Below are 24,544 nucleotides of genomic sequence, written 5' to 3'. Positions count from 1 at the left end.
GTCATGCGTCTGTACCTGCTCGCCCTCAACCCCACCGACTCCGTCACCGAGGGCTTTCTGCCCGCCGCCGCCCGGCTCGGCCTCGATGTCACCGTCCTCACCGACCAGCCCGACGCCCACCGGGCCGCGTGTTCCACGTATCCGGGCATCGAGATCCTGGAGTGCGACGTCCGTGACTTCCGGGCCGTCGTCACCCGGATCTCCACACATCACCGGCCCGACGCCGTCTTCAGCAACAGCGACCACCTCCAGACCCAGGCCGCCCTGGCCGCCGACTACTTCGGGCTGCCCGGCAAGGACTGGCGGGCCGCACTCGCCTGCAAGGACAAGGCCGAGATGCGGCGCAGGCTCGCCGCCGCCGGCGTGGACACCGTGTGGTCCGCGGAACTGACCGACACCGCTCCCGTCGAGGCTGTCGCGCTGGCCGCGCCGTATCCGTGTGTCCTCAAGCCGCGCGAGGGCGTGGCCAGCGAGGACGTCGTCCTCGTCGACAGCGCCGAGGAGCTGGAGAACCGCGCGGAGGAGATCTTCGCGCGGCGGCCGGGGACCGTCCTGGTGGTCGAGGAGTACCTGCCCGGGGAGCTGTACACCCTGGAGACGCTCGGCGACGGGAACGTCCGGCATGTACTGGGCGGTTTCCACACCGAGTTGTCGCCGCCGCCGTACTTCATCGAGGAGCGGCTCGTCCTCGTCCAGGCCCACCCCGAGCCGGTCGTCGCGCAGATTCTGGCCCAACTCGACGCACTGGGAGTCGGGTTCGGCGCGTGTCACACCGAGTTCGTGGTGCACGAGGGACAGGCCCGCATCATCGAGGTCAACTACCGGGCCATCGGCGACCAGGTGGACCTGCTGCTGGCCCGGCTCCTGGGGATCCCGCTCTTCGAGCACATCCTGCGCACCCATCTGGGCGAGCCGCTCCCGGCCGACCTGGGAATCCGCCGGGGCGGCGCGGCCCGCCTGGAGTACCCGTGCGCCGACCGCGCGGGCACCCTGACCTCTGCTCCCCCGGCCACCGAACTCCACCTGGACGACGTGCATCTGACGTACCGTCCGCTCCGCGCGGTCGGTGAGCGGCACGAGCTGTACCGCACCAACCGGGACTATCTGGGCGTCCTGCGGGCCACCGGCACCGACCAGTCGACGGTCGACCGGGTGTCGGCGCAGTTCCTGGCGGCCCGGCGCTGGGAGGTCCAGCCGTGACCGCCGCCCCTACCCTCCCCCTGACGACCGACGCCGCCGAGGCCGTACTGCTCACCCGCGTCCTGAGCGCGCTGCTCCGCGAGGACGTGGTCGGCCTGCGCACCCTCGGCACACTCTCGCACCGCCCGGACGGCACCTGGCTGCGCCTGGCGACGGGCGACGGCGACGCCCTTCTGCTGCCGCTCACCGAGGACGGCTTCCAGTGCGTGTACGCCGCCCGGCTGCCACTGCTCGTGCGTGAGTCGGACGGCGCCGAGCTGACGGCGTACGACACCGTGCTCGCCGCCCTGCGCGCACTGGCCGACCCCGTGGACCGTGACGGCTTCGACGCCTTCACCGAGGAGTGCCGGCAGACCCTGGCCACCCTGCGGCTGCACGACGCCACGCGCGACGAGACCGACGAACGACTGACGGGCCGTCATGGAGCCGACCCGGCGGGCTGGACGGGCCTGACGTCGTCTCTGGCGTACGACACCCTCGCCGCCCGTACCGACCACCCCGTGTATCCGACCGCCCGTGGCCGGGCCGGGCTCACTGAGGTGCAACTGCGGGCGTACACACCGGAGTTCCACCCCCGTTTCGCGCTGCGCTGGCTCGCGGTACCCCGGGAGGCGGTGACCCTCGCGGGTGCGCTGCCGGAGGTCTGGCCGACGCCCGCGATGCTCGGTATGGAAGACCTGCAGAACACGCATCTCGCCCTGCCCGTGCACCCGTTGACCGTCGGAGCCCCGCTCGACGAGGCGCTGCGCGTGACCGGCCTCTCCGGACGCGCCCGGCTCGCCGACCACGGACATCTGGAAGTGGTGCCGACCCTGTCGACGCGCACTGTCGCGGTGGCCGCCGATCCCACCCTGCACCTCAAACTCCCCCTCACCACATCCACGTTGGGGCTGCGCAACCGGCGCTCCATCAAGCCGGGCACGCTTGTCGACGGCGCCGCCGGGCAGCGGCTGATCGAGCGGGTCGTCGCACGCGAGCCCCGCTTCCGGGACACCGTCCTGCACGCCGACGAGACGACGTACGCGCACGCCGGACACGAGCTCCTCGCCGTCCTGTGCCGCCGCCAGCCGGCCGGCCTCGACGACGCCGCCGTCGTCCCGCTGGCCGCTCTCCTCGCCGAGGCGCCCGGCGGACGGCTGGTCATCGACCATCTCGCGGACCGCTTCCACGGCGGCGATCCGCTCGCCCTGCTGGACGCCTGCCTCACTCTCCTCTTCGACTGGCAGACCACCCTGTTCGGTTACGGCATCGCCCTGGAGTCGCACCAGCAGAACGTCTCACTGGTCCTGGGGCCCGAACCGGGCGGGGTGCGGCTGCTGTTCAAGGACGACGACGGTCCGCGCCTCAACACCACCCGGCTCGCCGCCCTCCTGCCGGGGCCGTGGGGCTTCGACGACGAGCGGACCTACGGCACCGAGGACGAGCCGGTCGCCGACGTGTTCACCACCATCACCGTCCATCTGTGCGCGGGCGCCTACGCGTTCGGGCTCGCCCGGCACGGACGCGCCCCGCTGCCCACCCTGCTGAGGCTGGTCCGCGACCGGCTCGGCGAGGCGGTCGAACGGCTCGGCGGCAATCCGGCCGCCGTACTGCGCACCAGGATCCTGGACGCGCCCCAGCTGCCCGTGAAGGCGATGGTCAGCGCCGGAACCCTGCTCAGCAAGGAACGGTCGGGCGCTGCCGACATCAACAAGCACTACACCACCGGCCCCAACTACCTGCTCCACGCGGGAGACCCGACAGACGCGGGCAACACGGCAGACACGGAAGAAGCGACCTCGTCTCGCTCCGGGATCGCCGGATGAGCGCCGAGGCATGGCGCCTGCCAGGGCGGCGCTCCTCGTTCGGCCGCGGTCATGTGCACGCGGTGGCCGGCTGCTACTTCGTCGCGTCCTTCGCCGCTCTCGGACTGCCCCCGTATCTCACCCAGATCCTCCCGGAGCTGGGCGACCGCTCCGCGCGCTGGGCCGGGGTGCTGTACGTGGTCCCGACGGTGTTCGGCGCGCTCGGCGCCCCCTTCTGGGGCCGGCTCGCCGACCGCTTCGGCCGCAAACGCCTGCTGCTGCGCGCCCAGTTGGGCCTCGCCGTCGCCTTTCTGCTCGCGGGCTGGGCGGACTCCCTCGGCACGTTCACGGCCGCGCTGATCCTCCAGGGCGTCCTCGGCGGCACCTTCGCCGCATCCAACGGCTATCTGGGTGCCTCGCTGGAGGGCCCCGCCCTGTCGAGGGCGCTCACCCTGATGCAGGGCAGCGCCCGGGCCGCCCTGGTCGTCGCGCCGATCGTCGTCGGCTCGCTGTCGGGCTGGCTGTCACCGCACCGCCAGTACGCCCTGCTGGCCGTACTCCCGCTGACCGCCGCCCTGTTGCTCGCCGCGCTCCCCGAACCGAGCGAGGAACAGGCCGCGGAGCCCATACCCGAGACCGCCGCGCCCGCCGTGGCGCCGGTGGTCTCCCTGCGCACCCTGTACGCCCTGGAGTTCGCGTTCGTGTTCTCCACCGTGATCTCCTTCCCCTATCTGATCTCCCTGGTCGAGGACCAACTGCCGGGCACGTCGGCGACGTTGTCCGGCGTTCTCTTCGCCCTCCCCCACCTGGTCTATCTGGTGTCGGCGCTCGCGGTGCACTCGGCGGTCCGGGACCGGCCCAGGTCCGGGATCGTCCTCGGGTTCGCCTGTATCGCGCTCGGTCTGGCCGGACACGGCGTCACCGATTCACTGGCCGAGCTGGTCGCCGTACGACTGGTTCTCGGGGTGGGGCTCACCCTCGGCCTGGTGTCCCTGTCCGTACTGGCTGCCGACTGCGCCAAGGGCCGTGCGCCCGGCGGGATGTTCGGGTCGCTGGAGTTCTTCTCCAAGGCCGGCGCCGTCGTCGCCGGTCTCGCCGCGGCGGCGGGCAGCTCCCGTTTCGGCCCGGCCGCACCGGTACTGACGGGCGGCGCAGCCGCCGCCGTCACCGTGCTCGCCTCCCTCGTTCTTCTCAACCCCCGCTCGCCCCACGCCCGTTGGAGCCGCTGATGCCCTCGCTGACCGACTCGCCCGACGCCACGACCGCCCCCGCCTCACTCCCCACCGCCGACGACGTGGTGACCCACACGCTCCTCAACTGCCTGCTGCGCGAGGTGTCGGGCCCGGAACGCCAGACCGTCGTCGACGACGGTCACCTGCTGCTCCGGCTGCCCCGCCGCGGCGTTCTCCTGCGGGTCGGCCTGCGCCGTACGTCGCTTCTGGGCGCCCACCGCTTCGCCGGCCCGGTGAGCGAGCGGGCCGGCGACGGCTGGGCGACGGTGGGCTGGCGGTGCCTCGCCCAGTACACGCGCGACGAGCTGTCCCTGCGGACCGGGGAACGCAACGACGAGTTCCTGGAGCAGATCACCTCCAGCCACCAGGCCGTCACGGCCGCCCTGGCCGGTGAGCGCCCCACCGGACCGGCCGACGACCAGCTCGCCGCCTACCTCGCCTCCGAGCAGTCCCTGCTGTTCGGCCACCGCTTCCACCCCACGCCCAAGGCCCGCACCGGCGACCCGCGCGCCTGGGCGGCCTACGCGCCGGAGACCGGGGCCGTCTTCCCGCTGCGGCATCTCGCCGTGCGCGCCGACCTGATCGCCGAGGAGAACGCCGCCCCCTGGGCCGTCGCCGCGCTGGACGGTCAGCGCACGGACGTCCCCGACGGCTACCGGCTGCTGCCCACGCACCCCTGGCAGTACGGCACCCTGCGCGAACACCCGCTGCTGCGTGCCGCGTTGGAGCGTGGCGACATCCTGGACCTCGGCCCCGGCGGTCGCCCCTTCGCCGCCACCGCGTCCGTACGCACCCTGTACGACGGCGAGACGTTCCTCAAGTTCAGCCTGAACGTGCGGATCACCAACTGCCTTCGCAAGAACAGCAGTTACGAGCTGTCCGGCGCCGTCGCCCTCACCCGCGCCCTCGCCCCGGCCCTGACCGACCTTGCGACACGCTTCCCCGGCAGCGCGGTGCTCCGCGAGCCCGCCTACCGCACACTCGCCCTGCCCGGGCTCGACGGCACCCCGGACCGTGAACTCTTCGAGGGCTTCGGCGTGATCGTCCGCGAGGGCCTGCCCCGACGCCTCGCACCGGGGGCAACTCCCCTTCTCGCGGCGGCGGTTGCCGACGAGTACCCGTCGAGTGCCGCACATGTCTCCCGGCTGCTCGCGGACACGGCCCCGGAGACCGCCCTCGACTGGTGGTCGGCGTACCTCGACCTGCTCGTCCCCCCTGTCCTGGCCGCCTACTTCGACCACGGACTGGTCCTGGAGCCGCATCTGCAGAACGTGCTGATCTGTGTGGATGGCGACGGTCACCCCGTCCAGGTGCTCTTCCGGGACCTGGAAGGCACCAAGCTGGTGCCCGAGCACCACGGGGACACTCTCGCCGCCGTACCGGCCGAGGTCGCGGGCCCGATGACGTACGACGCGCAGCGCGGCTGGGACCGGGTCGTCTACTGCCTGCTCGTCAACCACATCGCCGAACTCCTCGCCGCCCTGGCCGACCTGCACCCGGAAGCCGAGGCCGCCCTGTGGGGGCGGGTGCGCGACACGCTCCGGTCCTACGCGGAGCGTTCCGGCTGCCCGCCGCGGCTCGCCGCACTGCTCGCCGGGGTTCCGCTGCCCGCGAAGGCCAATCTGCTCACCCGTTGGGAACGAAAGGCGGACCGCGAGGCAGGTTACGTACGGCTGCCGTCCCCGCTCGCCGAGGACATCCTGCGCGACACCACCCGGAGCACCCGATGACCCTCGCCGTGCGCGACCACGCGCTGTCCCTGTCCACCGACGAACTGCCCGCGTACGTCTACGACTTGGCGGAACTGCGCACTCACGCGGCAATGGTCCGGGAGTCGCTGCCCGAGCGGGCCGAGCTGTACTACGCGGCCAAGGCCAACCCGGAGCCGGAGATCCTGGCCGCGCTGTCGCCGTACGTCGACGGTTACGAGGTCTCCTCCGGCGGCGAACTCGCCCATGTCGCGGGCGCGGCGCCGGTCCGGCCGCTGGCGTTCGGCGGGCCCGGCAAGACACCGGACGAGGTACTGACCGCACTGAAGCTGGGCGTCGACCGGTTCCACGTCGAGAGCGAGCACGAGCTGCGCATGCTCGCCGAGTTGACGCGGCAGGTCGGGACCGAGCGCCGGGTGGCTGTGCTGGTGCGCGTCAACATCTCGGTGTCCGACGGCTCGTTGGCGGGCAGCTCGCTGACGATGGGCGGCCGGCCGACGCCCTTCGGACTCGACCCGACCGGGGCCGCGCCGGTGTTCCGGGCGCTGACCGACGGGACATATCCGCAGCTCGAACTGCGCGGTGTCCACGCCCACTTGGCGAGCGGACTCGACGCCGGGGAGCAGCTGGCGGTGGCCGAGTCGGTGGTCACCTGGGCGGCGGGGCTCGGCGTGCACATGGCCGAGGTGAACGTCGGCGGCGGGATGGCCGTGGACTACGCCGCGCCGGCCCGGCGTTTCGACTGGGCGGCGTTCGGCAGGGGTCTGGCCCGGCTGACGGAGGCGTACCCGGAAACGACTCTGCGCATCGAACCCGGCCGGGCGCTGACCGCGTACTGCGGCTGGTACGCGACGGAGGTGCTGGACGTGAAGCGGAGCCACGGCGAGGAGTTCGCGGTCGTCCGGGGCGGCACCCACCATCTGCGCACCCCCGCGACGAAGGGCCACGACCAGCCGTGCACGGTGCTGCCGGTGGACGCCTGGCCGCACCCCTGGCCGCGCCCGGCGGCCAAGGAGCCGCGGGTCACGCTGGCCGGCCAGCTGTGCACCCCGAAGGACGTACTGGCCCGGCAGGTCCCGGCGCCGGGGCTGCGGGCCGGTGACCGGGTGCTGTTCTCGATGGCGGGCGCCTACGCGTGGAACATCTCCCACCACGACTTCCTGATGCACCCGAGGCCCGGCTTCCACTTCCTGGGCGCGGAGCCGGCGACGACGAGCGGGCCGCAGGAGCACACAAGGCCGCAGTAGCAAACAAGGACGACACGCCTGCGGGCCGCCCGGTCCGGCCGGGCGGCCCGCATACCTTCGGTCCGTGAGTCCGTCAGGCCTCGATACCCGGCAGCAGGCCGGTCACGGGGGCGGCCAGGTCGGTCAGCTGCTGCAGCTGCTGGAGGTCGTTCAGCCGGTTGAGCGAGCTCAGCTGGCTGGAGACCCGCGGCAGGTCCTCTTGGTACTGGGCGGGAATCTCGCTCATGGCGAGCGAGTCGAGCTGGGCGATCGGGTTCAGCTTGCCCGCGTTCTGGTCGGCGGCGGGAGCCGCGCTCGCCAGCGGGGCGGCGAGGCCGGTGACACCGATGGCGAGACCAACGGCGGCGGCGATTCGTCGTGTTGAGATCATGTCCTGAGCAACGTCGCGCGCCCCTCACCGGACACGGGCACCGCGCCCCGCTCACTCGTCAGGCTCATCGTCCGTCTGCGCTTGCCGAGCCTCCCGGGACGGAGGACGCTCGGGAGAGAGGCCCCTCGCGGCCCGGACCCGATCGGGCCGCGGCCCTCGAAGGAGGTCACCATGGGCACCGCGGCAAGCCCCACCTTCGACACCGAAGCTCTGCGCCGGGGTATCGAAGGACAGGACGCGGCAGCACTGCTGTCGCTCTACGCCGACGACGCCGAACTGCGCGTCGTCGACCACAAGACCCAGCCCAGCCACCCGATGGTCATGCACGGGCGCGGCGAGATCGAGGCCATGCTGACCGAGGTGTACGGCAGGGACATGACCCACAAGCTGGAACAGGTCGTCGTCCAGGGCGACCAGGTCGCCTACACCGAGTCCTGTCTCTATCCGGACGGCGTCCGCGTCCTGGCCGGCTCGATGATGTCCCTGCGGGACGGCAAGATCGTCGACCAGACCGTGCTGCAGGCATGGGACGAGGAGGATTCCTGACGTCGGTTAGGCTGGGCGCGGGTCGTGACTGGCGCTGAGGTGGACAACCACCGGGGAGCGGCCTCGCGAAGAACGCGGAGCGCGTGCCGTGCGCCTGGGCGATGACTACTGCTCGCTCAGGAGTGGACCATGTCTCAGGCCCGGCTCATGGACGGCACTTCTCTCGCCCGGCGCATCGTCGAGGACACCGCGAAGAAGGCCGCCGATCTCACCGACCGCACGGGCGCGACGCCCTGCCTCGCGACCGTGCTGGTGGGAGCGGACCCCGCCTCCGTCACGTACGTCCGGATGAAGCAGAACCGCTGCCGCAGGGCGGGCATCGAGTCCCGCCATGTGGAGCTGCCCGCCGCCACGACCACCGAGGAACTGGTCGGCACGCTGCGCTCCCTCTCGGACGACCCGGGCGTCCACGGCATACTGCTCCAGCACCCGATGGGCGCGCACATCGACGAGCGGGCCGCGTTCGAGGCGATCGCACCGGAGAAGGACGTCGACGGTGTCACCTTCGCCTCCTTCGCGACGATGAGCTTCGGTCTGCCGGGCTTCGTGTCCTGCACGCCCGGCGGCATCATGCGGCTGATCGACGCGTACGACGTCGAGCTGTCCGGCAGGCGGGCCGTGGTGGTGGGCCGCAGTGCGATCCTCGGCAAGCCGGTCGGCATGCTGCTCCTCGGCCGGGACGCGACGGTGACGTACTGCCACTCGCGGACGCGGGACCTGTCGTCCGTCGTCCGCGAGGCGGACATCGTGGTCGCCGCGGTGGGCCGGCCCCGGCTGATCCGGGGCGCGGACATCAAGCCCGGCGCGGTCGTGATCGACGCCGGGTACAACCCCGGGAACATCGGCGACGTCGACTTCGACTCCGCCGTCGAGCGGGCCGGACTGATCACCCCGGTGCCGGGCGGTGTCGGTCCGATGACCATCGCGACCCTGCTGGAACAGACCGTCGACGCGGCCGCCCGGCAGCTCGGGGCGTGAGCCTCCGGGCCCCACTGCGGTGTTCTCCAGGCCGAGGACGGCACCGGTGACCGGGTCCATGATCGGCATCAGGCGGGAGCCGCGTCCGTCGCACACGCAGGCCTGACCGGGCAGGTGCCAGTGGTCGAGCAACACCCCTACCGTGTACAGGAGTTCGGGCGTGGTCCGTCTCCCGGGCGGGGGTGCCGGCGGTGCCTGTGCCGATCCGGTTCGACGGGGGTTTCCGGGCGGGCAGGCCGGTCTCCCTGGGCGTGGACCACGACCGCCACACCGGCCTCGGCTCTCGTACGGGCGCACGGTGACCCCTCGTACGGCGAGCGGGCGCGTGTCCTCGCGGCCCGGATCGGCGCGCGGGACGGTGTCTGACCGGTGCTGGAGTCGGTGAACCGGACGGGGCCCCCTGAGCAGCGCCGGCCGGACGAGCGCACCCCCGTCCGGGCGGCCCCGGGAGCGTCAGGAGGTCCCGGGGCCCTCGGCTCGCGCCGAGCCCGGGGGCAGCCAGCCCGACGGGCGCAGGATGCCCAGCAGCATCCGCACCAGTTCGTCCACCACCTCGTCCAGCGTGGCGTCCACCCACCCGGCGCTCCAGTCGTGCAGCAGGCCGTTGACGCTGCCGATGAACGCGGTCGCTGCGAGCCGGTAGTCGCGTGGCGCCGCCTCACCCACGGCGACGGCGGCCTCCGCCTCCGTGCAGATGAGGTTCACCCAGCGGGAGCGGCGGGCCAGGCGCTGTTCCTCCAGGCGGGCGCTGACGCCGATGATCTCGACGAAGGTGATCCGGATGCGGCGCGGGTCGGCGGTGACGTTGGCGGCGTAGGCGCGGAAGATCGCGTCGGCACGTTCGGCCAGCGGCAGGCCCTCGGCGGCGGCCAGCGCGGTGCGCGCCGCCCCCTCGGCCCAGTCGTTGACCTGGAGGTGAAGGGCGGCCAGGAGGTCCTCCAGGGTGCGGAACTCCTCGTAGAACTGGCGCGTCGACAGACCGGCCGCCTCGCTGAGCGCGGCGACGGTCGTCGAGCGGTAGCCCGGCGTGTCGCCGAACAGCTGGAGTGCGGCTTCCAGGAACCTCCGGCGCCGTTCGGCCTGTCGTTCCTCGGCCGTCCTGCCTGCGTAGCGACCGGTCGGCGCCCTGAGTCTGCCCGCCAATGAACACTCCTTCGTCGGTCCGGGGGCCAAGTTTGTCGTGTACGGAGTCTTGTGGAGAAGGGCACCCCCTCCTTACTTTCCAGTAAGTCCAATCTGAACGGGACCGTGTTCAGTTTTCCCGCCCGCAGCCGCGATCTCTCTTTTGCCCCATATGTCATGCACCCGCCACAGTCCGTCCGTACACTCCCGGAGGGGAGAGCACTCATGTCCGCTTCCAGATCCAGGCACCTCTGTGCCATGGCCGCCGCCCTCGTTCTGACCGTCACCGCTCCCGCGACCACCGCCATCGCCGCGACGGCGGCCGAGGACTCCGGCACGTCCGCCGCGAGCCTGCGCGAGGTGATGTTCGTCGGCAACAACTGGGAAGGCACCGCGGACGTCATCAAGTCCACCGGCGACTTCGCCAAGATCGGCCGGATCAACGTCGTACCCGACAAGGCGGCGCGGCTGGCCGCGATCAACGCCGACCCCATCAAGTGGATCTACTTCATGGCCATCCGCAACGGGGTCGGCGAGGGCCACGACCAGCTGGTCGACGACATGTACTCCACCCCGGACGGCAAGTCGGTGGTCGTCTCCCGGCCCAGCTTCGCCGACGTCGTGTCGATCAACCTCGCCACCGGGGCGATCAACTGGCGCTTCCCCGTGTCGGGTTACCGCTCCGACCACATGGCGGTCTCCCCCGACGGCACCCGGGTCGCGGTCTCCGCCTCGATCTCCAACACCGTGCACGTGCTGAACATCAACACCGGCGCGCAGATCGGCTCGTTCGCCACCGGCGACAAGCCGCACGAGAACATCTTCACCAAGGACGGCAAGTACATCTGGAACATGGCCATCGGCGACGTCAACACCTCGCAGGACGCTCCGTGGCAGGACTTCACGAAGGGCGACCGGAAGATCACGGTCGTCGACGCGACCACCTTCAAGCAGGTGAAGGTGATCGACATGCGCGACCGGCTCAACGCCATCGGCCTGACGGACTTCTCGGACGCGGTCCGCCCGGCCGTCTTCTCGCCCGACGAGTCGAAGCTGTACTTCCAGGTCTCGTTCTTCAACGGCTTCTTCGAGTACGACGTCGCCACCGACAAGATCACCCGGACGAAGACCCTGCCGAAGAACCCGGCGACCAGCGACGACCGCACCACGTTCGTCAACGACTCGCGCCACCACGGGATTTCGATGAAGCCGGACGGCACGAAGCTGTGCGTCGCGGGCACGATGGACGACTACGCGACGGTCGTCGACCGTGCGACGCTCCAGGAGGGGCCGCTCGTCCCCGCCTCGAAGCCCTACTGGGCCACGGTGAGCGGCGACGGCAAGTCCTGCGTGATCTCCGAGAGCGGTGCCGACCAGGTCACGGCCATCGACTTCGCCACCGGGCTGAAGACGGTGTCCGTGCCGGTCGGCGACCACCCCCAGCGAGTCCGCCTCGGCCATGTCGAGGCGGACTGGACTGGCCCGGCGACCAACTGACCTGTCATTTCAGGCCAGTTGACCGCCGGTTGCTCGACTAGCTGAACTTCTGCGCGGCCCACGAGGCCAGTTCGGTCCGCGCGGCGTTCAGCAGCGTCGCCGAGGGAGCCGTCGCCCCGTTGGTCACCAGCGCGTAGTGCAGGACCCCCGAGTCCGGCGCGGTGAGCAGCAGGCGGCGGCTTCCCGTGTTGCCGGGATCGGTGCCCGCCGCGATCGGGGTCGTGGCGGTGTAGGCCGGCGGGCCGTAGACCGTGCCGAGGTCGGAGACGACCGTGGTGGTCGCCGTCGGGAAGGACGCCGGCAGATGGAGCTCGGTCGGCGCCGAGATGCCCTTTGACCGCCACACCAGCACCGAGTACTGGCCCGAGCCCACCAGTTGGGACACGTTCGGCAGTGAACTCGGCACCGGGTTCCAGGTGAGAGTCGTGGACCCGTCCCGGGAACGGTCCTCGTAGGTGAAGGCGAGCGTCGTCCCCGCGGTGGCGCCCGGATAGACGCGGTCCAGCATCCGGGCGTCCTGCCGCAGCACCGCCGTACCGGAGTCGTCGAGGCGTACGGCGGACAGGTCCTCGTCGTTCCAGCCGTCACCGCTGGTGATCACTTTGTCGGCGTTGTCGTTCATCAGCTCCCTGTGGCGGCCGTTGTAGATGTCCCACTGCCACTGACTGCCGGACAGCACCGGCCCGGAGACGCTCGCGTTCGCCCACCAACTCGCCCCCTTCACACGGGAGTCGAGGGCCTGGTACATCGCCTTGTAGACCGACGGCGCCTTGCCGGACACCGATCCGCTCAGCGGGTGGCCGAACTCGCTGACGATCCCGGTCGTCCCGAGGGCGGCGGACCGGTCGCGGACCGTGCCGAAGTCGGTGACGTACTGGCCGTCTCCCGCGTTGCCCCACATCAGGATGCCGGAGATGGCCTTCTGGTCGTAGAAGTGGGTGTTGAAGACATAACGCGGGCCGGCCGTCCCCGCGTCGAGGAGCCCGCCCTCCTGCTTCTGGGAGTCGATGTTGGCGTTCCAGAACATGTTCGGTTCCACGAAGGCCGGCTTGTCCTGCCAGCCGGCCGAGTCCATCCGCGCCCGGAACTTCACGAAGAACGGCCACAGGACGTCCTTCTCCCAGGTCCGGCTGGTCTGACCCGAGTCGAGGTTCCCCGGATGCGGTTCGTTGTACGGGTCGAAGCCGACCACGCCCGCGAACTGGTCGCCCGTCAGGTTCTGCTTGAAGTACGTCATCGTCTTCTGCGCGGTGTCGAGGAACGAGTCCTGCAGCCCGTACCTGTTGTGCCAGAAGTCGTACGTCGAGTTCTTCACCGCGGCGTTCTGGGTGATGTTCTGCCCCCAGAGGATGCAGATCCCGCAGTTCTCGTCCGGGTAGTTCCCCAGGTCGACGGCCCACTTGGGGGCGCCGTCGCCGGTGTACCAGCTGTCCGAGTCGAAGAGCCAACGGGAGTAGAGGTCCTGGTGGAAGTCGGGGTAGACGCGGATGCCCGCGTCCAGGAAGGCACCCATCTGGGCGGTGGCCGCGGCCAGATAGCTGCTGCTCACCGAGGACCGCACGGGCTCCGCGTAGGCCCAGGAGAGCAGGAAGCGGACACTGTTGCCGCCGCCGAGCGCTCGCAGGGCGGTCGCCGACTTCTTGGCGTCTGCCACGGAGGCGAACGGCAGTCCGTTGTTCTCCTTGAGCTTCGTCTCGCCGGAGACGTTGTAGCCGCGGAGGACGACCTCTCGGCCCAGGGAGTCCGTGAACCGGCCGTTCTGGACGGTGAGAGCGGTGGAGGCCGGAGAGTCGAACCAGAGAGTGTCGGCCCGGGCGGGCTGGGAGCCGACAGTGGTCACGAAACCGGTGACCAGAACCAGTACGCCGAGCAAGTGCACACGTGACTTCGACATGCGCATTACAGTCCCGCGCGCATCAGGGGCCGTCAATAGAAACTGACTCCTGAGTAATCTTCAGCTTTTGACCCTCATGGGCGATGATCAAGTCACATGGGCGACAAAAGGAGCGGATCGTGCGAGACATCCTCCCGACGCTCGGGCGCTGGTACGCGGCGGCCGAACCGTTCGGACTCGCCACCGTCGTCTCGGTGAGCCGCAGCGCACCCCGCGACCCGGGGGCCGCGATGGCCGTGGGGCCCGGCGACGAGGTGGTGGGCAGCGTGTCCGGGGGATGCGTCGAGGGCGCGGTGTTCGAGCTGGCCCGGGAGGTCGTGGCGCACGGCGAGGCCCGCCTCGAGACCTTCGGCTACAGCGACGAGGACGCCTTCGCGGTGGGGCTCACCTGCGGCGGCGAGATCACCGTGCTCGTACGGCCCGTCACGCCCGCTCTCGATCCCTCCTTCGCGGCGGTCGCGGAGACGGTGGCAGCCGGCCGCCCGGTGACCGTGGCCACGGTCACCGGTGGTCCCGCGACGCGCGGCGCCACGCTCGCCGTCTGGCCCGACAAGGTGGCCGGCACACTCGGCACGACCGGCCTGGACGTGGCCGTCACCGCCGATGCTCGCGGTGAACTCGCCCTGGGAGCAACGGGGTTGCGGCACTACGGACCCCACGGGGAGCGACGCGAGGACGCCGTCACCGTGTTCCTGCACTCCTTCGCGCCCCCGCCCCGCATGCTCGTCTTCGGCGCCATCGACTACGCCGCCGCCGTGGCCCGGATCGGCGCCTTCCTCGGCTACCGGGTCACCGTCTGCGACGCCCGCCCGGTCTTCGCCACCCCGGAGCGCTTCCCCGAGGGCGCCGAGGTGATCGTCGACTGGCCGCACCGGTATCTGAGCCGCACGGACACCGACGAGCGCACGGTGATCTGCGTCGTGACCCACGACCCGAAGTTCGACGTACCTCTGCTCGAGGAGGCGCTGCGCCGGCCCGCCGCGTACATCGGGGCGATGGGCAGCCGCCGCACCCACGACGACCGGCGGCGACGGCTGACGGAGGCCGGCCTCACGGCGTCCGAGCTGTCCCGGCTGCGCTCCCCCATCGGGCTGGACCTCGGCGCCCGTACGCCGGAGGAGGTGGCGGTGTCCGTGGCCGCCGAGATCGTCGCGCTGCGGTGGGGCGGCAGCGGGGTGGCGCTGACAGCGACAGGCGGGGCGGTTCATCCGACCGGGACGGACTGACTGCTCAGGGGTGCCGCGGCGGCAGCCTGTGCAGTTCCACGTCGGTGAGCTGCCCGCCGTCCGTCACCGTCGCCGTCAGGTACGTGCAGTGCGGCTGGCGGCGCCGGTCCGTCGGCGAGCCGGGGTTCAGCAGCCGCAGGCCGGTTTCCGCGGTGCTGTCCCACGGGATGTGGCTGTGGCCGAACACCAGGACGTCGACGCCCGGGAAGCGGGCGACGCAGCGGGCCTCGCGGCCCTGGGCGGGGCCGGTCTCGTGGACGACCGCGAAGCGCAGGCCGCCCAGGTCGGCGTAGGCCACCTCGGGGAGTCTGGCGTGTAGGTCGGGGCCGTCGTTGTTGCCGTACACGCCGATCAGGCGGCGGGAGCGGCTCTCCAGCAGGTCGAGGGTGGCCGTGTCTACCCAGTCGCCGGCGTGGATCACGACGTCGGCGTTCGGGAGTTCCGCGAGGAGTGCCGCCGGCAGGTGTTTGGCGCGTTTGGGGAGGTGGGTGTCGGAGAGGAGCAAGAGGTGCACGGGCCTCAGCGTAGGCGCGCTGCTGGGTTTGCGGGCGGCGCGACTGGGGGTGCCACGATCTGCCGTCTTGCGGCTGCTGCGCCGTCGTGGCTTGTCGCGCAGTTCCCCGCGCCCCTTGGGGGCGCTGCCGCGCCCCGGCAGGTGTCGGTTGGCGCGCGAGGTTAGTATCAGGCAGCCCGGACCGTGTCGTTGCGGGAACGGGGAGTAGAGCCAAAAAGGGAGCTTTCAGCCGCATGCCGGTCAAGGTCAGCGTCATCGTTCCGGTGTACAACCCGGGACCGTACATCGAGGACTGCGTCGCGTCGTTGCTGCGGCAGTCGCTGCCCGCCGACGAGTACGAAGTGATCTTCGTCAACGACGGTTCCACCGACGGGACCCCGGCCCGGCTGGACGAGCTCGCCGCGGCGGAGCCGAATATCCAGGTCATCCACCAGGAGAACTCGGGCTGGTCGGGCAAGCCGCGCAACGTCGGCATCGAGGCCTCGCAGGGCGAATTCGTGATGTTCGTCGACAACGACGACTACCTCGGCGACGAGGCCCTCGAGCGGATGTACGAGTACGGCGTGGCCAACGGCGCCGATGTGATCGTCGGCAAGATGGCCGGCAAGGGCCGACCCGTGCCGGTCGAGCTGTTCCGGCACAACCACCCCAAGGCCACTGTCGAGAACACCCCGCTGATCGACAGCCTCACCCCGCACAAGATGCTCCGTCGCGCGTTCCTCGACCGCATCGGCCTGCGCTGGCCCGAGGGCAGGCGGCGCCTTGAGGACCATGTCTTCGTGACCGAGGCGTATCTGCGCGCGGACAACGTCTCCGTGCTCAGCGACTATGTCTGCTACTACCACATCAAGCGCGACGACGCCTCGAACGCGGGCTTCCAACGCTTCGACCCGGTCGGCTACTTCCGCAACCTGCGCGAGGCCCTCGACGTCGTCGAGCGGTACACCGAACCGGGTGCGGTGCGCGACCGTCTCTACCGGCGCTGGCTGCGCAACGAGATGGTCGAGCGGATGCGCTCCAACAGGCTCCTGAAGCTGCCGGAGGACTACCGCAAGGAGATGTTCGACGAGATCCGCGGGGTCGTCGTCGAGCGCTTCGGCCCGGGTGTCGCGAACGGCATGCAGGAGGCGCAGCGGATCGTGGCGGCGCTGATCGCCGCCGACCGTCTTGACGACGTGGTGGCGTTCGCCGAGTGGGAGGCGTCCCTCGCCCCCACGGCCACCCCGCAGAGCGTGGAGTGGCGGGACGGGGTCCTGCACGTCGGCTTCACCGCCGAGTTCACCTCGCGCGGCAAGCCGATGACGTTCCCCGCCGAGGACGACAGCGACGGCGCCGACCTGGACGGCACGCCCACCGACGCGGACGACGCGATCGCCCGGGTGGGCGCGTCCACGGTCGCCCGGTTCGGGAGCGCGACGGCGGACTTCCTGGTGCGTGAGCGGTCCACGGCCGCCCAGTTCTTCCAGCCGGTGGAGCTGACCCGTGAGACCCTCCCGGCCGACGAGGACGGGCAGCAGGTGCGGCTGGTGCTGCGCGGCACGGCCACCGTCGACCCCGGCACGGCGGCGGGCGGTGTGGCACTCGGCGGCGGTCTGTTCGACGTGTTCGTCCGGATCAAGCTGGGCGGCTGGACCCGTGAGTGCCGTCTCGGCCCCGTGAAGCTGGACCCCCGCCCGGTGCCGCCGGCCGGTGTGGTCGCCGGTCGCGTGGTCCTGCCGTACTGGACGGCGAAGCAGGCGACGCTGTCTCTGGACGTCGACCGTGCCGTCAAGGGCGTGGGCCTGGGCCGGGTGAAGCCGGACGACGTCACCGTCACGGGTGACCGTCTGCGTGTGGCACTGCCCCTGCATGTGCCCGGCGACACCAAGGCGCTGCTGCGGCTGACCTCGTCGGCCGTCGCCGAGCCCGTGGAGGTGTCCGGCACGCTGTCCGGGGCCCCAGAGGGTTCCGGGGCGTTCGTCGAGGCGACGCTGCCCTCCGGCGGGTTGGCCGACGGGACGTGGAAGCCGTCGCTGTGCCTGGCCCCCGAGGCGAGCGAGCCGCGCTTCCTGGTGATGTCCGTCAGCCTCAGCGCCAAGGGCGGCCGTCTGCAGGTCGTGCGGCCCGTCAAGCCGGCCGGGCCGAGCACCGGGCAGCGACTGGTCCGCAAGGTGCGGCGCACGCTCGGGAAGATCGCGCGCAAGGCCGGGCTGCGACGCGGAAACGGAGCCTGACAGCATGCGAGCACTGGACATCGAAGGCTCCTGGGTACTGGAGCCGAAGATCTTCCCGGACGACCGGGGCGCCTTCCACGAGTGGTACCGGGGCGAGGAGTTCCGCGAGGCCACCGGCTACGACCTGTCCCTCGCGCAGGCGAACTGCTCGGTCTCGCGCCGGGGCGTCGTACGCGGGGTGCACTTCTCCGACGTGCCGCCGAGCCAGGCCAAGTACGTGACGTGTGTGCGCGGGGCGGTCCTGGACGTCGTGGTGGACATCCGGGTCGGCTCGCCCACGTACGGGCAGTGGGAGGCGGTGCGGCTCGACGACGAGACCCGGCACGCGGTGTTCCTCGCGGAAGGCCTCGGGCACGCCTTCATGGCGCTCACCGACGACGCCACCGTGGTGTACCTGTGTTCGACGGGCTACGCGCCGGGGCGCGAGCACGGGGTGAATCCGCTCGACCCGGAGCTGGGCATCGCCTGGCCGGAGGGCATCGAGCCCGTGCTGTCGGAGAAGGACGCCGAGGCTCCGACGCTGGCGGAGGCGAAGGCGGCCGGGCTGCTGCCGTCGTACGAGGAGTGCGTGGCCCTCTACGCGGGGCTGCGCGCCGGCCGGTAACTCCCTTACGGCACGCACGAGTACGAGATAGGCCTGGGGCCCGGCTGCTGATCAGCAGCCGGGCCCCAGGCCTTTGTCCGGTTCCGCGTCAGCGGGTGGTGCTCAGCGGCTGCAGGCTGCGCCGCAGCTGCTCCAGGCCTCGCGAGCGCTTGGTGCCGCGGTTGCGGGACTTGACGAGCGGGGCCCAGAAGCCGGCCTCGATCAGGGTCTCCGGCTTGATCGCCGGCGTCCGCTCCAGGACGCTCTCGGGCACCTTCTGCGGGTCCGGGACCTCGAACTCCGCGATGATCTCGTCGTACTTGTCCTTCAGCACGGTGTTGTCGGGGTCGGCGCCGAAGACGATGAGCTGTCCGGTGGGCGCCGTGTCGACGAGGACCGTGACCAGGTCGGGACGGTACCGGGTGAGGATCTCGATCAGCTTGTAGACGTCGCCGGTCCAGGCGTTGGTGTGCCGGTCGCGGGCGGCCTCGTCGATGCTGCGCGGCAGCATGTCGTCGAGGACGATGACGCTGGCCCAGTCCGAGTGCTTCTCGACGTTGATGAAGTCGCGCAGCGCGTACTCGAACAGGTGCATGCCGTCGATGAACGACAGGTCGAGCGTGGTGCGCTGCCAGTAGCCGAACGGGCTGCGGTTGCGGGCCAGGTTGCGCAGCGGGTGCCGGCCGCCCTTGAGGTGGGCGAGGGGGTTCTGCCGGGCGAAGAAGTCGTCGCTGGTGGCCTTCGCGAGATGGACGTCGGCGCGGATCTCCGAGACCACCTTGAACGCGGGGTCGATCGCGATGCTCGGTACCCGGGACAGGGTCAGGCTTCGGCCGTCGTTGACGCCGATCTCCAGGTAGTTCCTGTTCGCGCTGACCTTGTGGAGCTCCCGGAGGAACTCATGGCGTTTCACGAGGAAATCTCCTTGCGGATGTGTGGCAGTGCTTCGTGCAGGGCGGTACGCCAGTCACGGAGGGGTCCGAGACCGGTCTGCTGCCAACGGCTGTGGCCGAGGGCGCTGTATGCGGGCCGGGGTGCGGGCCGGGTGAAGGCCGCGCTGGTGGTGGGACGTACCCGGTCCGGGTCGGCGTCGATGCGGCGGAACACCTCACGCGCCAGCTCGAACCAGGTGGTCTCGCCGGAGTTGGTGGCGTGCAGGACACCGTGCGCCTCGGGACCGATCCGGGGTCCGAGGTCGGCGATCCGTACGGCGACGTCGGCGCTCCAGGTGGGCTGGCCACGCTGGTCGTCGACGACGTCGAGGGTGTCCCGACGCGCCTCCAGGTCGATCATCGTACGCACGAAGTTGCCGCCGTGCGCACCGTACAGCCAGGCCGTGCGCAGGACGACGCCCGTGTCCGGGAGCGTGGCCAGGACCGCCTGCTCACCGGCGAGTTTGGTACGGCCGTACGCCGTGCGCGGGGCCGGGGTGTGGTCCTCGGGGTACGGGGTGTCCCGGGCCTCACCGTCGAACACGTAGTCGGTGGACACCTGGATGAGCCGGGCGCCGTGCTCGGCGCAGGCCTGGGCGAGCAGACGCGGGCCGACGCCGTTGATCCGCAGCGCCGTCCCCTCGTCCGTCTCGGCGTCGTCGACGGCGGTGTAGGCGGCGCAGTTGACGACCAGGTCGGGCTCGTGGTCGGTGAAGACACGGCGCACGTCGTCGGGGTCGGTGATGTCGAGGGCGGCGCGGGCGAGGCCCACGACGTTCTCACCGCGCCTGAGGAGTTCCTCGACGGTGTCGCGGCCGAGCATGCCGGCGGCGCCGGTCACCAGCCACTTCATCCGCCCACCTGCTTCTGGTCCTTCTTCTCGGCGGCGCCGACGCGCCGCTTGAGGGGCTCCCACCAGGCGCGGTTGTCGCGGTACCAGGCGACGGTGGCGGCGAGTCCGGCGGCGAAGTCGTGGCGCGGGCTGTAGCCCAGCTCGTCGTGGAGCTTGCCCCAGTCGACGGAGTAGCGCAGGTCGTGGCCCTTGCGGTCCTCGACGTACTCCACGCTGTCCCAGTCGGCGCCGCACGCTTCGAGGAGCAGCCCGGTGAGCTCCTTGTTGCTCAGCTCCGTACCGCCGCCGATGTTGTAGACCTCGCCGGGCCGGCCGCCGGTGCGCACCAGGTCGATGCCCTGGCAGTGGTCGTCGACGTGCAGCCAGTCGCGGACGTTGAGGCCCTCGCCGTACAGCGGGACCTTCTTGCCGTCCAGCAGGTTGGTGACGAAGAGGGGGATGACCTTCTCCGGGAACTGGTGCGGCCCGTAGTTGTTGGAGCAGCGGGTGACGCGCACGTCCAGGCCGTGGGTGCGGTGGTAGGCGAGGGCGAGCAGGTCCGAGGACGCCTTCGACGCCGAGTAGGGCGAGTTGGGGGCCAGCGGGTGGTCCTCCGGCCAGGAGCCCGTCTCGATCGAGCCGTACACCTCGTCGGTGGAGACGTGCACGAAGGGGCCGACGCCGTAGCGCAGGGCGGCGTCCAGCAGCACCTGGGTGCCCACGACGTTGGTGCGGACGAAGTCGGCGGCCCCGTCGATCGAGCGGTCCACATGGGACTCGGCGGCGAAGTGGACGACCTGGTCGGCCTCGGCCATCAGCTTGTCGACGAGTTCCGCGTCGCAGATGTCGCCCTGGACGAACATCAGCCGGGGGTGCTCGGCGGGGAGGTTCTCCAGGGTGCCCGCGTACGTGAGCTTGTCCAGCACGGTGATCCGGGGCGCGTCGGGGGCGTCGGACGCGAGGAGGGTGCGGACGTACGTGGAGCCGATGAATCCGGCGGCGCCGGTGACGAGGAGGTTCATGAGTGGATCTGCACCTTGCTGTGGTCTCCGAGGACGAGTCGGTGGGCGCTGGGAACACTGGGGGCCGGGGTCACCTCGACGTGCCTGCCGATGAGCGAGGACTCGATGCGGCCCACCCCGGCGATGGAGGAGTCCCGCAGCACGATGGAGAACTCCAGCTCGCTGTCGGTGATCCGGCAGTTCTCCGCGACGGAGGTGAACGGCCCGACGTAGGAGTCGCTGACGACGGTTCCGGCGCCGATGACGACGGGTCCGACGATGCGTGAACGGCTGATGCTCGCGCCCTCCTCGATCACCACCCGCCCTATGGTCTCGGACGCGGTGTCCACGTCGCCGTCGATCCGCCGCTCCAGGCCCTCCAGGACCATGCGGTTGACCTCCAGCATGTCGGTGACGTTCCCCGTGTCCTTCCAGTAGCCCTTGATGAGCGTGGATCGTACGTCGGACTTGGCGTCGATGAGGTACTGGATGGCGTGGGTGATCTCCAACTCACCGCGCCGGGAGGGGCTGATGGAGCGTACGGCGTCGTGGATCGCCGGGGTGAAGAGGTACACGCCGACGAGCGCGAGGTCGCTCTTGGGGTGCTCGGGCTTCTCCTCCAGGCCGATCACCTGGCCGGCCGCGTCGAGTTCGGCGACGCCGAAGGAGCGCGGGTCGGGCACCTGGGTGAGCAGGATCTGGGCGTCGGGGCGCAGGCGGCGGAACTCGTCGACGAGGTCGCTGATGCCGCCGATGATGAAGTTGTCACCGAGGTACATGACGAAGTCGTCGTCACCGAGGAAGTCCCGCGCGATGAGCACCGCGTGGGCCAGGCCCAGGGGCTTCTCCTGCGGGATGTAGGTGACCTTCAGGCCGAACCGCGATCCGTCGCCGACCGCTTCCTCGATCTCGGCGGCGGTGTCGCCGACGATCATGCCGACCTCGGTGATGCCCGCGTCGGCGAGGGATTCCAGGCCGTAGAACAGCACGGCTTTGTTGGCCACGGGTACGAGCTGCTTCGCCGAGGTATGGGTGATCGGCCGAAGCCGCGTACCGGCGCCACCGGAGAGCACGAGAGCCTTCATCCGTTCACCCTAGCTTCGATTTCCCGCGACGTAATATCCGGTGCCGCAGCGTGACCGTCGGGGGAGCCTGCCGACGTCCTCTCAGGGCTCCAGCGCGAGCTCGCTCCACACCTGTTTGCCACCGCTGACCGGGACGGTTCCCCAGGCCGCCGACATGGCCTCGACCAGGAGCATGCCCCGGCCGCCGGTGGCCTCCCAGCCGAGGTTCGTCGGCCTGATGGGTGTGCGGGGCGAGTTGTCCGCGACGGCGACGCGCAGCCGGCCGTTGAAGACGGTGAGGTCGAGACGGACCTGGCCGTCGGTGTGCACGAGGGCGTTGGTGACCAGCTCGGAGACGACGAGGAGCACGGTGTCCATGTTCTCCTGGAGGCCCGCCTCGCCCGCGAAACCCCAGGCGCGCAGGGTGCGCCGGGTGAAGCGGCGGGCGTGCCGGACCGCCTCGGGCACCCGCCACACCGTCCAGCTCTCGCGCAGCGGGCGGTGCTCCATGCCGTCGTAGCGCAGCAGGAGCAGGGCCACGTCGTCGTTGCGGTTGGCGCGGGCGAGCAGGGCGTCGGCGACCAGACCGAGGTGGGCGGGGTCGGCGGCGGCGAGGTCGGCGGCGAGAGCGTCGAGGCCGTCCTCGATGTCGATCTCGGCGGACTCGACGAGACCGTCGGTGGTGAGGGCGAGCAGGGTGCCGGGCTGGAGGCGCAGCAGGCTCATCGGGTAGTCGGCCCGGGCGACGACGCCGAGCGGCGGCCCGACGTCGGACTCGGTCACCTCGGTGGTGCCGTCGGGGTGGCGGACGACCGGCGGGAGGTGGCCGGCACGGACGTACCAGGCGGTGCCCTCCTCCATGTCGACCTCGACGTAGCAGCAGGTGGCGAAGAGGTCGGTCTCCATGTCGGCGAGGAGCCGGTTGGCGTGGGAGACGACGACGTCCGGCGGGTGGCCCTCGACGGCGTAGGCGCGCAGGGCGGTGCGCATCTGGCCCATCAGGGTGGCGGCGCCCGCGTTGTGGCCCTGGACGTCGCCGATGACGAGGGCGACGTGGTTGTCGGGCAGCGGGATCACGTCGTACCAGTCGCCGCCCACCTCCAGGCCCTCGGTGGTCGGCAGATAGCGGGCCTCGGCGACGCCGCCGGGCAGTTTGGGCAGGCGGCGGGGCAGCAGGGAGCGCTGGAGCATCCCGACGAGTTCGTGCTCGGCGTCGAAGGCGTGGGCGCGGGTCAGGGCCTGGCCGGCGAGGCCGGCGGCGGCGGTGAGCAGGGCGCGTTCGTCGGTGCCGAACTCGTGCGGGCTGTCCCAGCCGATCAGGCAGACGCCGGCCATCCGGCCGCCGGCGGGCAGCGGCAGCACGGCGAGGCCGCCGGGGCCGACGCCGTCGAGGGCGGGTTCCAGTTCGGTGCCGGCGGGCCAGATCGCGGCACGGCCCTCGCGTAGGGCGGCGGCCAGTGTGGGCATGGAGCGGACGGGTGACTCGGGCCATTCGGAGCGCCATTCCAGCCGCCACAGCTCGGGCCAGGACTCGGGCTCGGGCGGGTCGAGGACGGTGACGACGAGCCGTTCGTTCTCCAGTTCGGCGAGGGCGATCCGGTCGGCAAGGAGCGGCTCGCGCAGCGCCGTGACGACGGCCTTGCTGACGTCACGGACGGTCCCGGCGGTGGCCAGGGCGGCGGCCAGGCGCTGTACACGGGCCACGTCGGTGACGCCGGAGCGCAGGGTGGAGGCGTCGCCGACGGTGCCCACGAGCCGGGCCGGCCGCCCCTCCCCCGTGGTCGCGAGCCGCCCGCGCAGCCGCAGCCATCTCGGCGGGCCGGCGGGCTGGAGCACCCGGAACTCCAGCTCCCGGTCGCCGATGGACATGTGGTCGGCCTCGACGACGGACATCAGTGAGGGCAGGTCCTCGGGCACGGTCAGGCCGAGCAGGGTCTCGACCCTGCCGTCGAAGTCCGCCCGGTCGAGCGCGAACAGTCCGAGGAGTTCGTCCCCGACCTCGACGCGTCCGCTGTCCATGGCGAGGCTGAAGGCGTTGGCCGGCAGTTCGCCGGTGTCCGAGGCGGCGGGCGGTGCGGGCCAGGCGACGGCGTCGGCGAGCAGTCCGAGGCAGTCCCGGGCCTCGTCGTCGAAACCGCCGGGGCTCTCCGTCACGGCGAGCAGACAGCCGCCGTCACCGACCGCGGCGCCCGCGCGGACGGGCAGGGCGGCCAGATGGACGTCACAGGCCGACATCCGCCGGGACTCGGCGCATTCGGCGAGGTCGTCGGGGCCCAGCCAGACCGGCCGTCCGGTGCGGTGGGCGTCGGCTACGGGCGAGTGGGCGGCCACGGGATAGCTGTCGCGCAGGCCGTACAGCGTCCTCGGCACACCGGCCGACTCGACCAGGCACAGCACGTCGGCGGTGTCGCCCGGGGTGTAGACGGCGGCGACGGTCGCCCCCGCGAAGACGAGCGTCTGTTCGAGTACGCGGCGGAGGCGTTCACGGGGGTCGAGTTCGACGGTGAGCGACTTGAGGGCAAGTTCGGCGCGCGCCGTTCTCGTTCCGCGTCCCGCGTCCTCTCTGCCCACGTTCGTCATTACAGCGCGTATGGGGCCCC

The 24,544-nt window shown here is 71.2% G+C and carries 20 protein-coding genes and 1 riboswitch; of the genes, 11 read left to right on the top strand and 9 right to left on the bottom strand.

What is annotated here, in order from left to right:
• The first annotated feature begins 3 nt into the window (after window positions 1-3).
• From OG241_RS47985 to OG241_RS47965, 5 genes are read left to right on the top strand one after another with little or no spacing between them, the layout of a single operon-like run.
• Complete coding sequence (locus OG241_RS47985; RefSeq protein ID WP_405825225.1) at window positions 4-1,200, top strand: acetyl-CoA carboxylase biotin carboxylase subunit family protein; 1,197 nt, start codon at window positions 4-6, stop codon at window positions 1,198-1,200.
• The gene (locus tag OG241_RS47980; protein ID WP_405825223.1) at window positions 1,197-3,005 is read left to right on the top strand and encodes an IucA/IucC family protein; all 1,809 of its coding nucleotides are present in this window, start codon (window positions 1,197-1,199) and stop codon (window positions 3,003-3,005) included. The genes OG241_RS47985 and OG241_RS47980 overlap by 4 nt, the downstream gene beginning before the upstream one ends.
• Window positions 3,002-4,213, top strand: a complete 1,212-nt coding sequence (locus OG241_RS47975) for an MFS transporter (RefSeq protein ID WP_405825221.1) — start codon at window positions 3,002-3,004, stop codon at window positions 4,211-4,213. Before OG241_RS47980 ends, OG241_RS47975 begins: the two co-directional genes overlap by 4 nt.
• On the top strand, window positions 4,213-5,946 hold the full coding sequence (locus OG241_RS47970; protein WP_405825219.1) for an IucA/IucC family protein: 1,734 nt from the start codon (window positions 4,213-4,215) through the stop codon (window positions 5,944-5,946). Before OG241_RS47975 ends, OG241_RS47970 begins: the two co-directional genes overlap by 1 nt.
• Window positions 5,943-7,172, top strand: coding sequence for a type III PLP-dependent enzyme (locus OG241_RS47965; protein WP_405825218.1), 1,230 nt, complete (start codon window positions 5,943-5,945; stop codon window positions 7,170-7,172). Before OG241_RS47970 ends, OG241_RS47965 begins: the two co-directional genes overlap by 4 nt.
• A gap of 73 nt (window positions 7,173-7,245) precedes the next feature.
• Here the strand turns inward: OG241_RS47965 and OG241_RS47960 are convergent, their stop codons facing one another.
• Complete coding sequence (locus tag OG241_RS47960) at window positions 7,246-7,542, bottom strand: hypothetical protein (protein ID WP_405825216.1); 297 nt, start codon at window positions 7,540-7,542, stop codon at window positions 7,246-7,248.
• A gap of 171 nt (window positions 7,543-7,713) precedes the next feature.
• Here OG241_RS47960 and OG241_RS47955 point away from each other — a divergent pair, with 171 nt between their 5' ends.
• The gene (locus OG241_RS47955) at window positions 7,714-8,088 is read left to right on the top strand and encodes a nuclear transport factor 2 family protein (protein WP_405825214.1); all 375 of its coding nucleotides are present in this window, start codon (window positions 7,714-7,716) and stop codon (window positions 8,086-8,088) included.
• Between the two features lie 14 nt (window positions 8,089-8,102).
• Window positions 8,103-8,195: riboswitch (ZMP/ZTP riboswitch) on the top strand.
• A 22-nt stretch (window positions 8,196-8,217) separates the two neighbouring features.
• The gene (locus tag OG241_RS47950; RefSeq protein WP_405825212.1) at window positions 8,218-9,066 is read left to right on the top strand and encodes a bifunctional 5,10-methylenetetrahydrofolate dehydrogenase/5,10-methenyltetrahydrofolate cyclohydrolase; all 849 of its coding nucleotides are present in this window, start codon (window positions 8,218-8,220) and stop codon (window positions 9,064-9,066) included.
• Between the two features lie 453 nt (window positions 9,067-9,519).
• On the opposite strand, the gene OG241_RS47945 is transcribed toward OG241_RS47950, so the two are convergent.
• Complete coding sequence (locus OG241_RS47945) at window positions 9,520-10,209, bottom strand: TetR/AcrR family transcriptional regulator (RefSeq protein WP_405825210.1); 690 nt, start codon at window positions 10,207-10,209, stop codon at window positions 9,520-9,522.
• Window positions 10,210-10,413: 204 nt separating this feature from the next.
• Between OG241_RS47945 and OG241_RS47940 the strand changes: the two genes are divergently transcribed.
• A complete protein-coding gene (locus OG241_RS47940) occupies window positions 10,414-11,685 on the top strand; it encodes a YncE family protein (RefSeq protein ID WP_405825208.1) in 1,272 nt (423 codons plus the stop codon).
• 37 nt (window positions 11,686-11,722) lie between these two features.
• On the opposite strand, the gene OG241_RS47935 is transcribed toward OG241_RS47940, so the two are convergent.
• Window positions 11,723-13,585 carry an endoglycosylceramidase gene (locus tag OG241_RS47935; protein ID WP_405825207.1) on the bottom strand — a complete coding sequence of 621 codons (1,863 nt, stop codon included), beginning with the start codon at window positions 13,583-13,585 and terminating at the stop codon, window positions 11,723-11,725.
• Between the two features lie 113 nt (window positions 13,586-13,698).
• Between OG241_RS47935 and OG241_RS47930 the strand changes: the two genes are divergently transcribed.
• Window positions 13,699-14,805, top strand: a complete 1,107-nt coding sequence (locus OG241_RS47930) for an XdhC family protein (protein WP_405825205.1) — start codon at window positions 13,699-13,701, stop codon at window positions 14,803-14,805.
• 4 nt (window positions 14,806-14,809) lie between these two features.
• On the opposite strand, the gene OG241_RS47925 is transcribed toward OG241_RS47930, so the two are convergent.
• Complete coding sequence (locus tag OG241_RS47925; RefSeq protein WP_405825204.1) at window positions 14,810-15,319, bottom strand: metallophosphoesterase family protein; 510 nt, start codon at window positions 15,317-15,319, stop codon at window positions 14,810-14,812.
• Between the two features lie 233 nt (window positions 15,320-15,552).
• On the opposite strand from OG241_RS47925, the gene OG241_RS47920 reads away from it, so the two are divergent.
• Together OG241_RS47920 and rfbC are read left to right on the top strand one after the other, a co-directional pair.
• Window positions 15,553-17,532, top strand: a complete 1,980-nt coding sequence (locus OG241_RS47920) for a glycosyltransferase (RefSeq protein ID WP_405825202.1) — start codon at window positions 15,553-15,555, stop codon at window positions 17,530-17,532.
• Window positions 17,533-17,536: 4 nt separating this feature from the next.
• Window positions 17,537-18,136 carry a dTDP-4-dehydrorhamnose 3,5-epimerase gene (gene rfbC, locus OG241_RS47915; protein ID WP_405825200.1) on the top strand — a complete coding sequence of 200 codons (600 nt, stop codon included), beginning with the start codon at window positions 17,537-17,539 and terminating at the stop codon, window positions 18,134-18,136.
• An 88-nt stretch (window positions 18,137-18,224) separates the two neighbouring features.
• Here the strand turns inward: rfbC and OG241_RS47910 are convergent, their stop codons facing one another.
• From OG241_RS47910 to OG241_RS47890, 5 genes are all read right to left on the bottom strand, one after another.
• Entirely contained in the window at window positions 18,225-19,028 is an 804-nt protein-coding gene (locus OG241_RS47910) for a class I SAM-dependent methyltransferase (protein ID WP_405825199.1), read from the bottom strand.
• Window positions 19,025-19,900, bottom strand: a complete 876-nt coding sequence (gene rfbD / locus OG241_RS47905) for a dTDP-4-dehydrorhamnose reductase (RefSeq protein WP_405825197.1) — start codon at window positions 19,898-19,900, stop codon at window positions 19,025-19,027. Before rfbD ends, OG241_RS47910 begins: the two co-directional genes overlap by 4 nt.
• Window positions 19,897-20,901, bottom strand: coding sequence for a dTDP-glucose 4,6-dehydratase (gene rfbB, locus OG241_RS47900; protein WP_405825195.1), 1,005 nt, complete (start codon window positions 20,899-20,901; stop codon window positions 19,897-19,899). Before rfbB ends, rfbD begins: the two co-directional genes overlap by 4 nt.
• Window positions 20,898-21,965, bottom strand: a complete 1,068-nt coding sequence (locus OG241_RS47895; RefSeq protein WP_405825193.1) for a glucose-1-phosphate thymidylyltransferase — start codon at window positions 21,963-21,965, stop codon at window positions 20,898-20,900. Before OG241_RS47895 ends, rfbB begins: the two co-directional genes overlap by 4 nt.
• Before the next feature lie 81 nt (window positions 21,966-22,046).
• Window positions 22,047-24,524 carry a SpoIIE family protein phosphatase gene (locus OG241_RS47890; protein WP_405825192.1) on the bottom strand — a complete coding sequence of 826 codons (2,478 nt, stop codon included), beginning with the start codon at window positions 24,522-24,524 and terminating at the stop codon, window positions 22,047-22,049.
• Window positions 24,525-24,544 lie beyond the last annotated feature (20 nt).

Origin of the sequence: Streptomyces sp. NBC_01390, from assembly GCF_045040105.1 — a bacterium.
Classification (GTDB): domain Bacteria; phylum Actinomycetota; class Actinomycetes; order Streptomycetales; family Streptomycetaceae; genus Streptomyces.
This window is presented reverse-complemented; position numbering and strand designations above follow the sequence as displayed.

Bases quoted from the DNA above. Each gene is read 5' to 3' on its own strand.
- OG241_RS47985 (WP_405825225.1), top strand. From the start codon at position 4: ATGCGTCTGTACCTGCTCGCCCTCAACCCCACCGACTCCGTCACCGAG.
- OG241_RS47975 (WP_405825221.1), top strand. From the start codon at position 3,002: ATGAGCGCCGAGGCATGGCGCCTGCCAGGGCGGCGCTCCTCGTTCGGC.
- OG241_RS47970 (WP_405825219.1), top strand. From the start codon at position 4,213: ATGCCCTCGCTGACCGACTCGCCCGACGCCACGACCGCCCCCGCCTCA.
- OG241_RS47965 (WP_405825218.1), top strand. From the start codon at position 5,943: ATGACCCTCGCCGTGCGCGACCACGCGCTGTCCCTGTCCACCGACGAA.
- OG241_RS47960 (WP_405825216.1), bottom strand. From the start codon at position 7,542: ATGATCTCAACACGACGAATCGCCGCCGCCGTTGGTCTCGCCATCGGT.
- OG241_RS47955 (WP_405825214.1), top strand. From the start codon at position 7,714: ATGGGCACCGCGGCAAGCCCCACCTTCGACACCGAAGCTCTGCGCCGG.
- OG241_RS47950 (WP_405825212.1), top strand. From the start codon at position 8,218: ATGTCTCAGGCCCGGCTCATGGACGGCACTTCTCTCGCCCGGCGCATC.
- OG241_RS47940 (WP_405825208.1), top strand. From the start codon at position 10,414: ATGTCCGCTTCCAGATCCAGGCACCTCTGTGCCATGGCCGCCGCCCTC.
- OG241_RS47935 (WP_405825207.1), bottom strand. From the start codon at position 13,585: ATGCGCATGTCGAAGTCACGTGTGCACTTGCTCGGCGTACTGGTTCTG.
- OG241_RS47920 (WP_405825202.1), top strand. From the start codon at position 15,553: ATGCCGGTCAAGGTCAGCGTCATCGTTCCGGTGTACAACCCGGGACCG.
- rfbC (WP_405825200.1), top strand. From the start codon at position 17,537: ATGCGAGCACTGGACATCGAAGGCTCCTGGGTACTGGAGCCGAAGATC.
- rfbD (WP_405825197.1), bottom strand. From the start codon at position 19,900: ATGAAGTGGCTGGTGACCGGCGCCGCCGGCATGCTCGGCCGCGACACC.
- rfbB (WP_405825195.1), bottom strand. From the start codon at position 20,901: ATGAACCTCCTCGTCACCGGCGCCGCCGGATTCATCGGCTCCACGTAC.
- OG241_RS47895 (WP_405825193.1), bottom strand. From the start codon at position 21,965: ATGAAGGCTCTCGTGCTCTCCGGTGGCGCCGGTACGCGGCTTCGGCCG.
- OG241_RS47890 (WP_405825192.1), bottom strand. From the start codon at position 24,524: ATGACGAACGTGGGCAGAGAGGACGCGGGACGCGGAACGAGAACGGCG.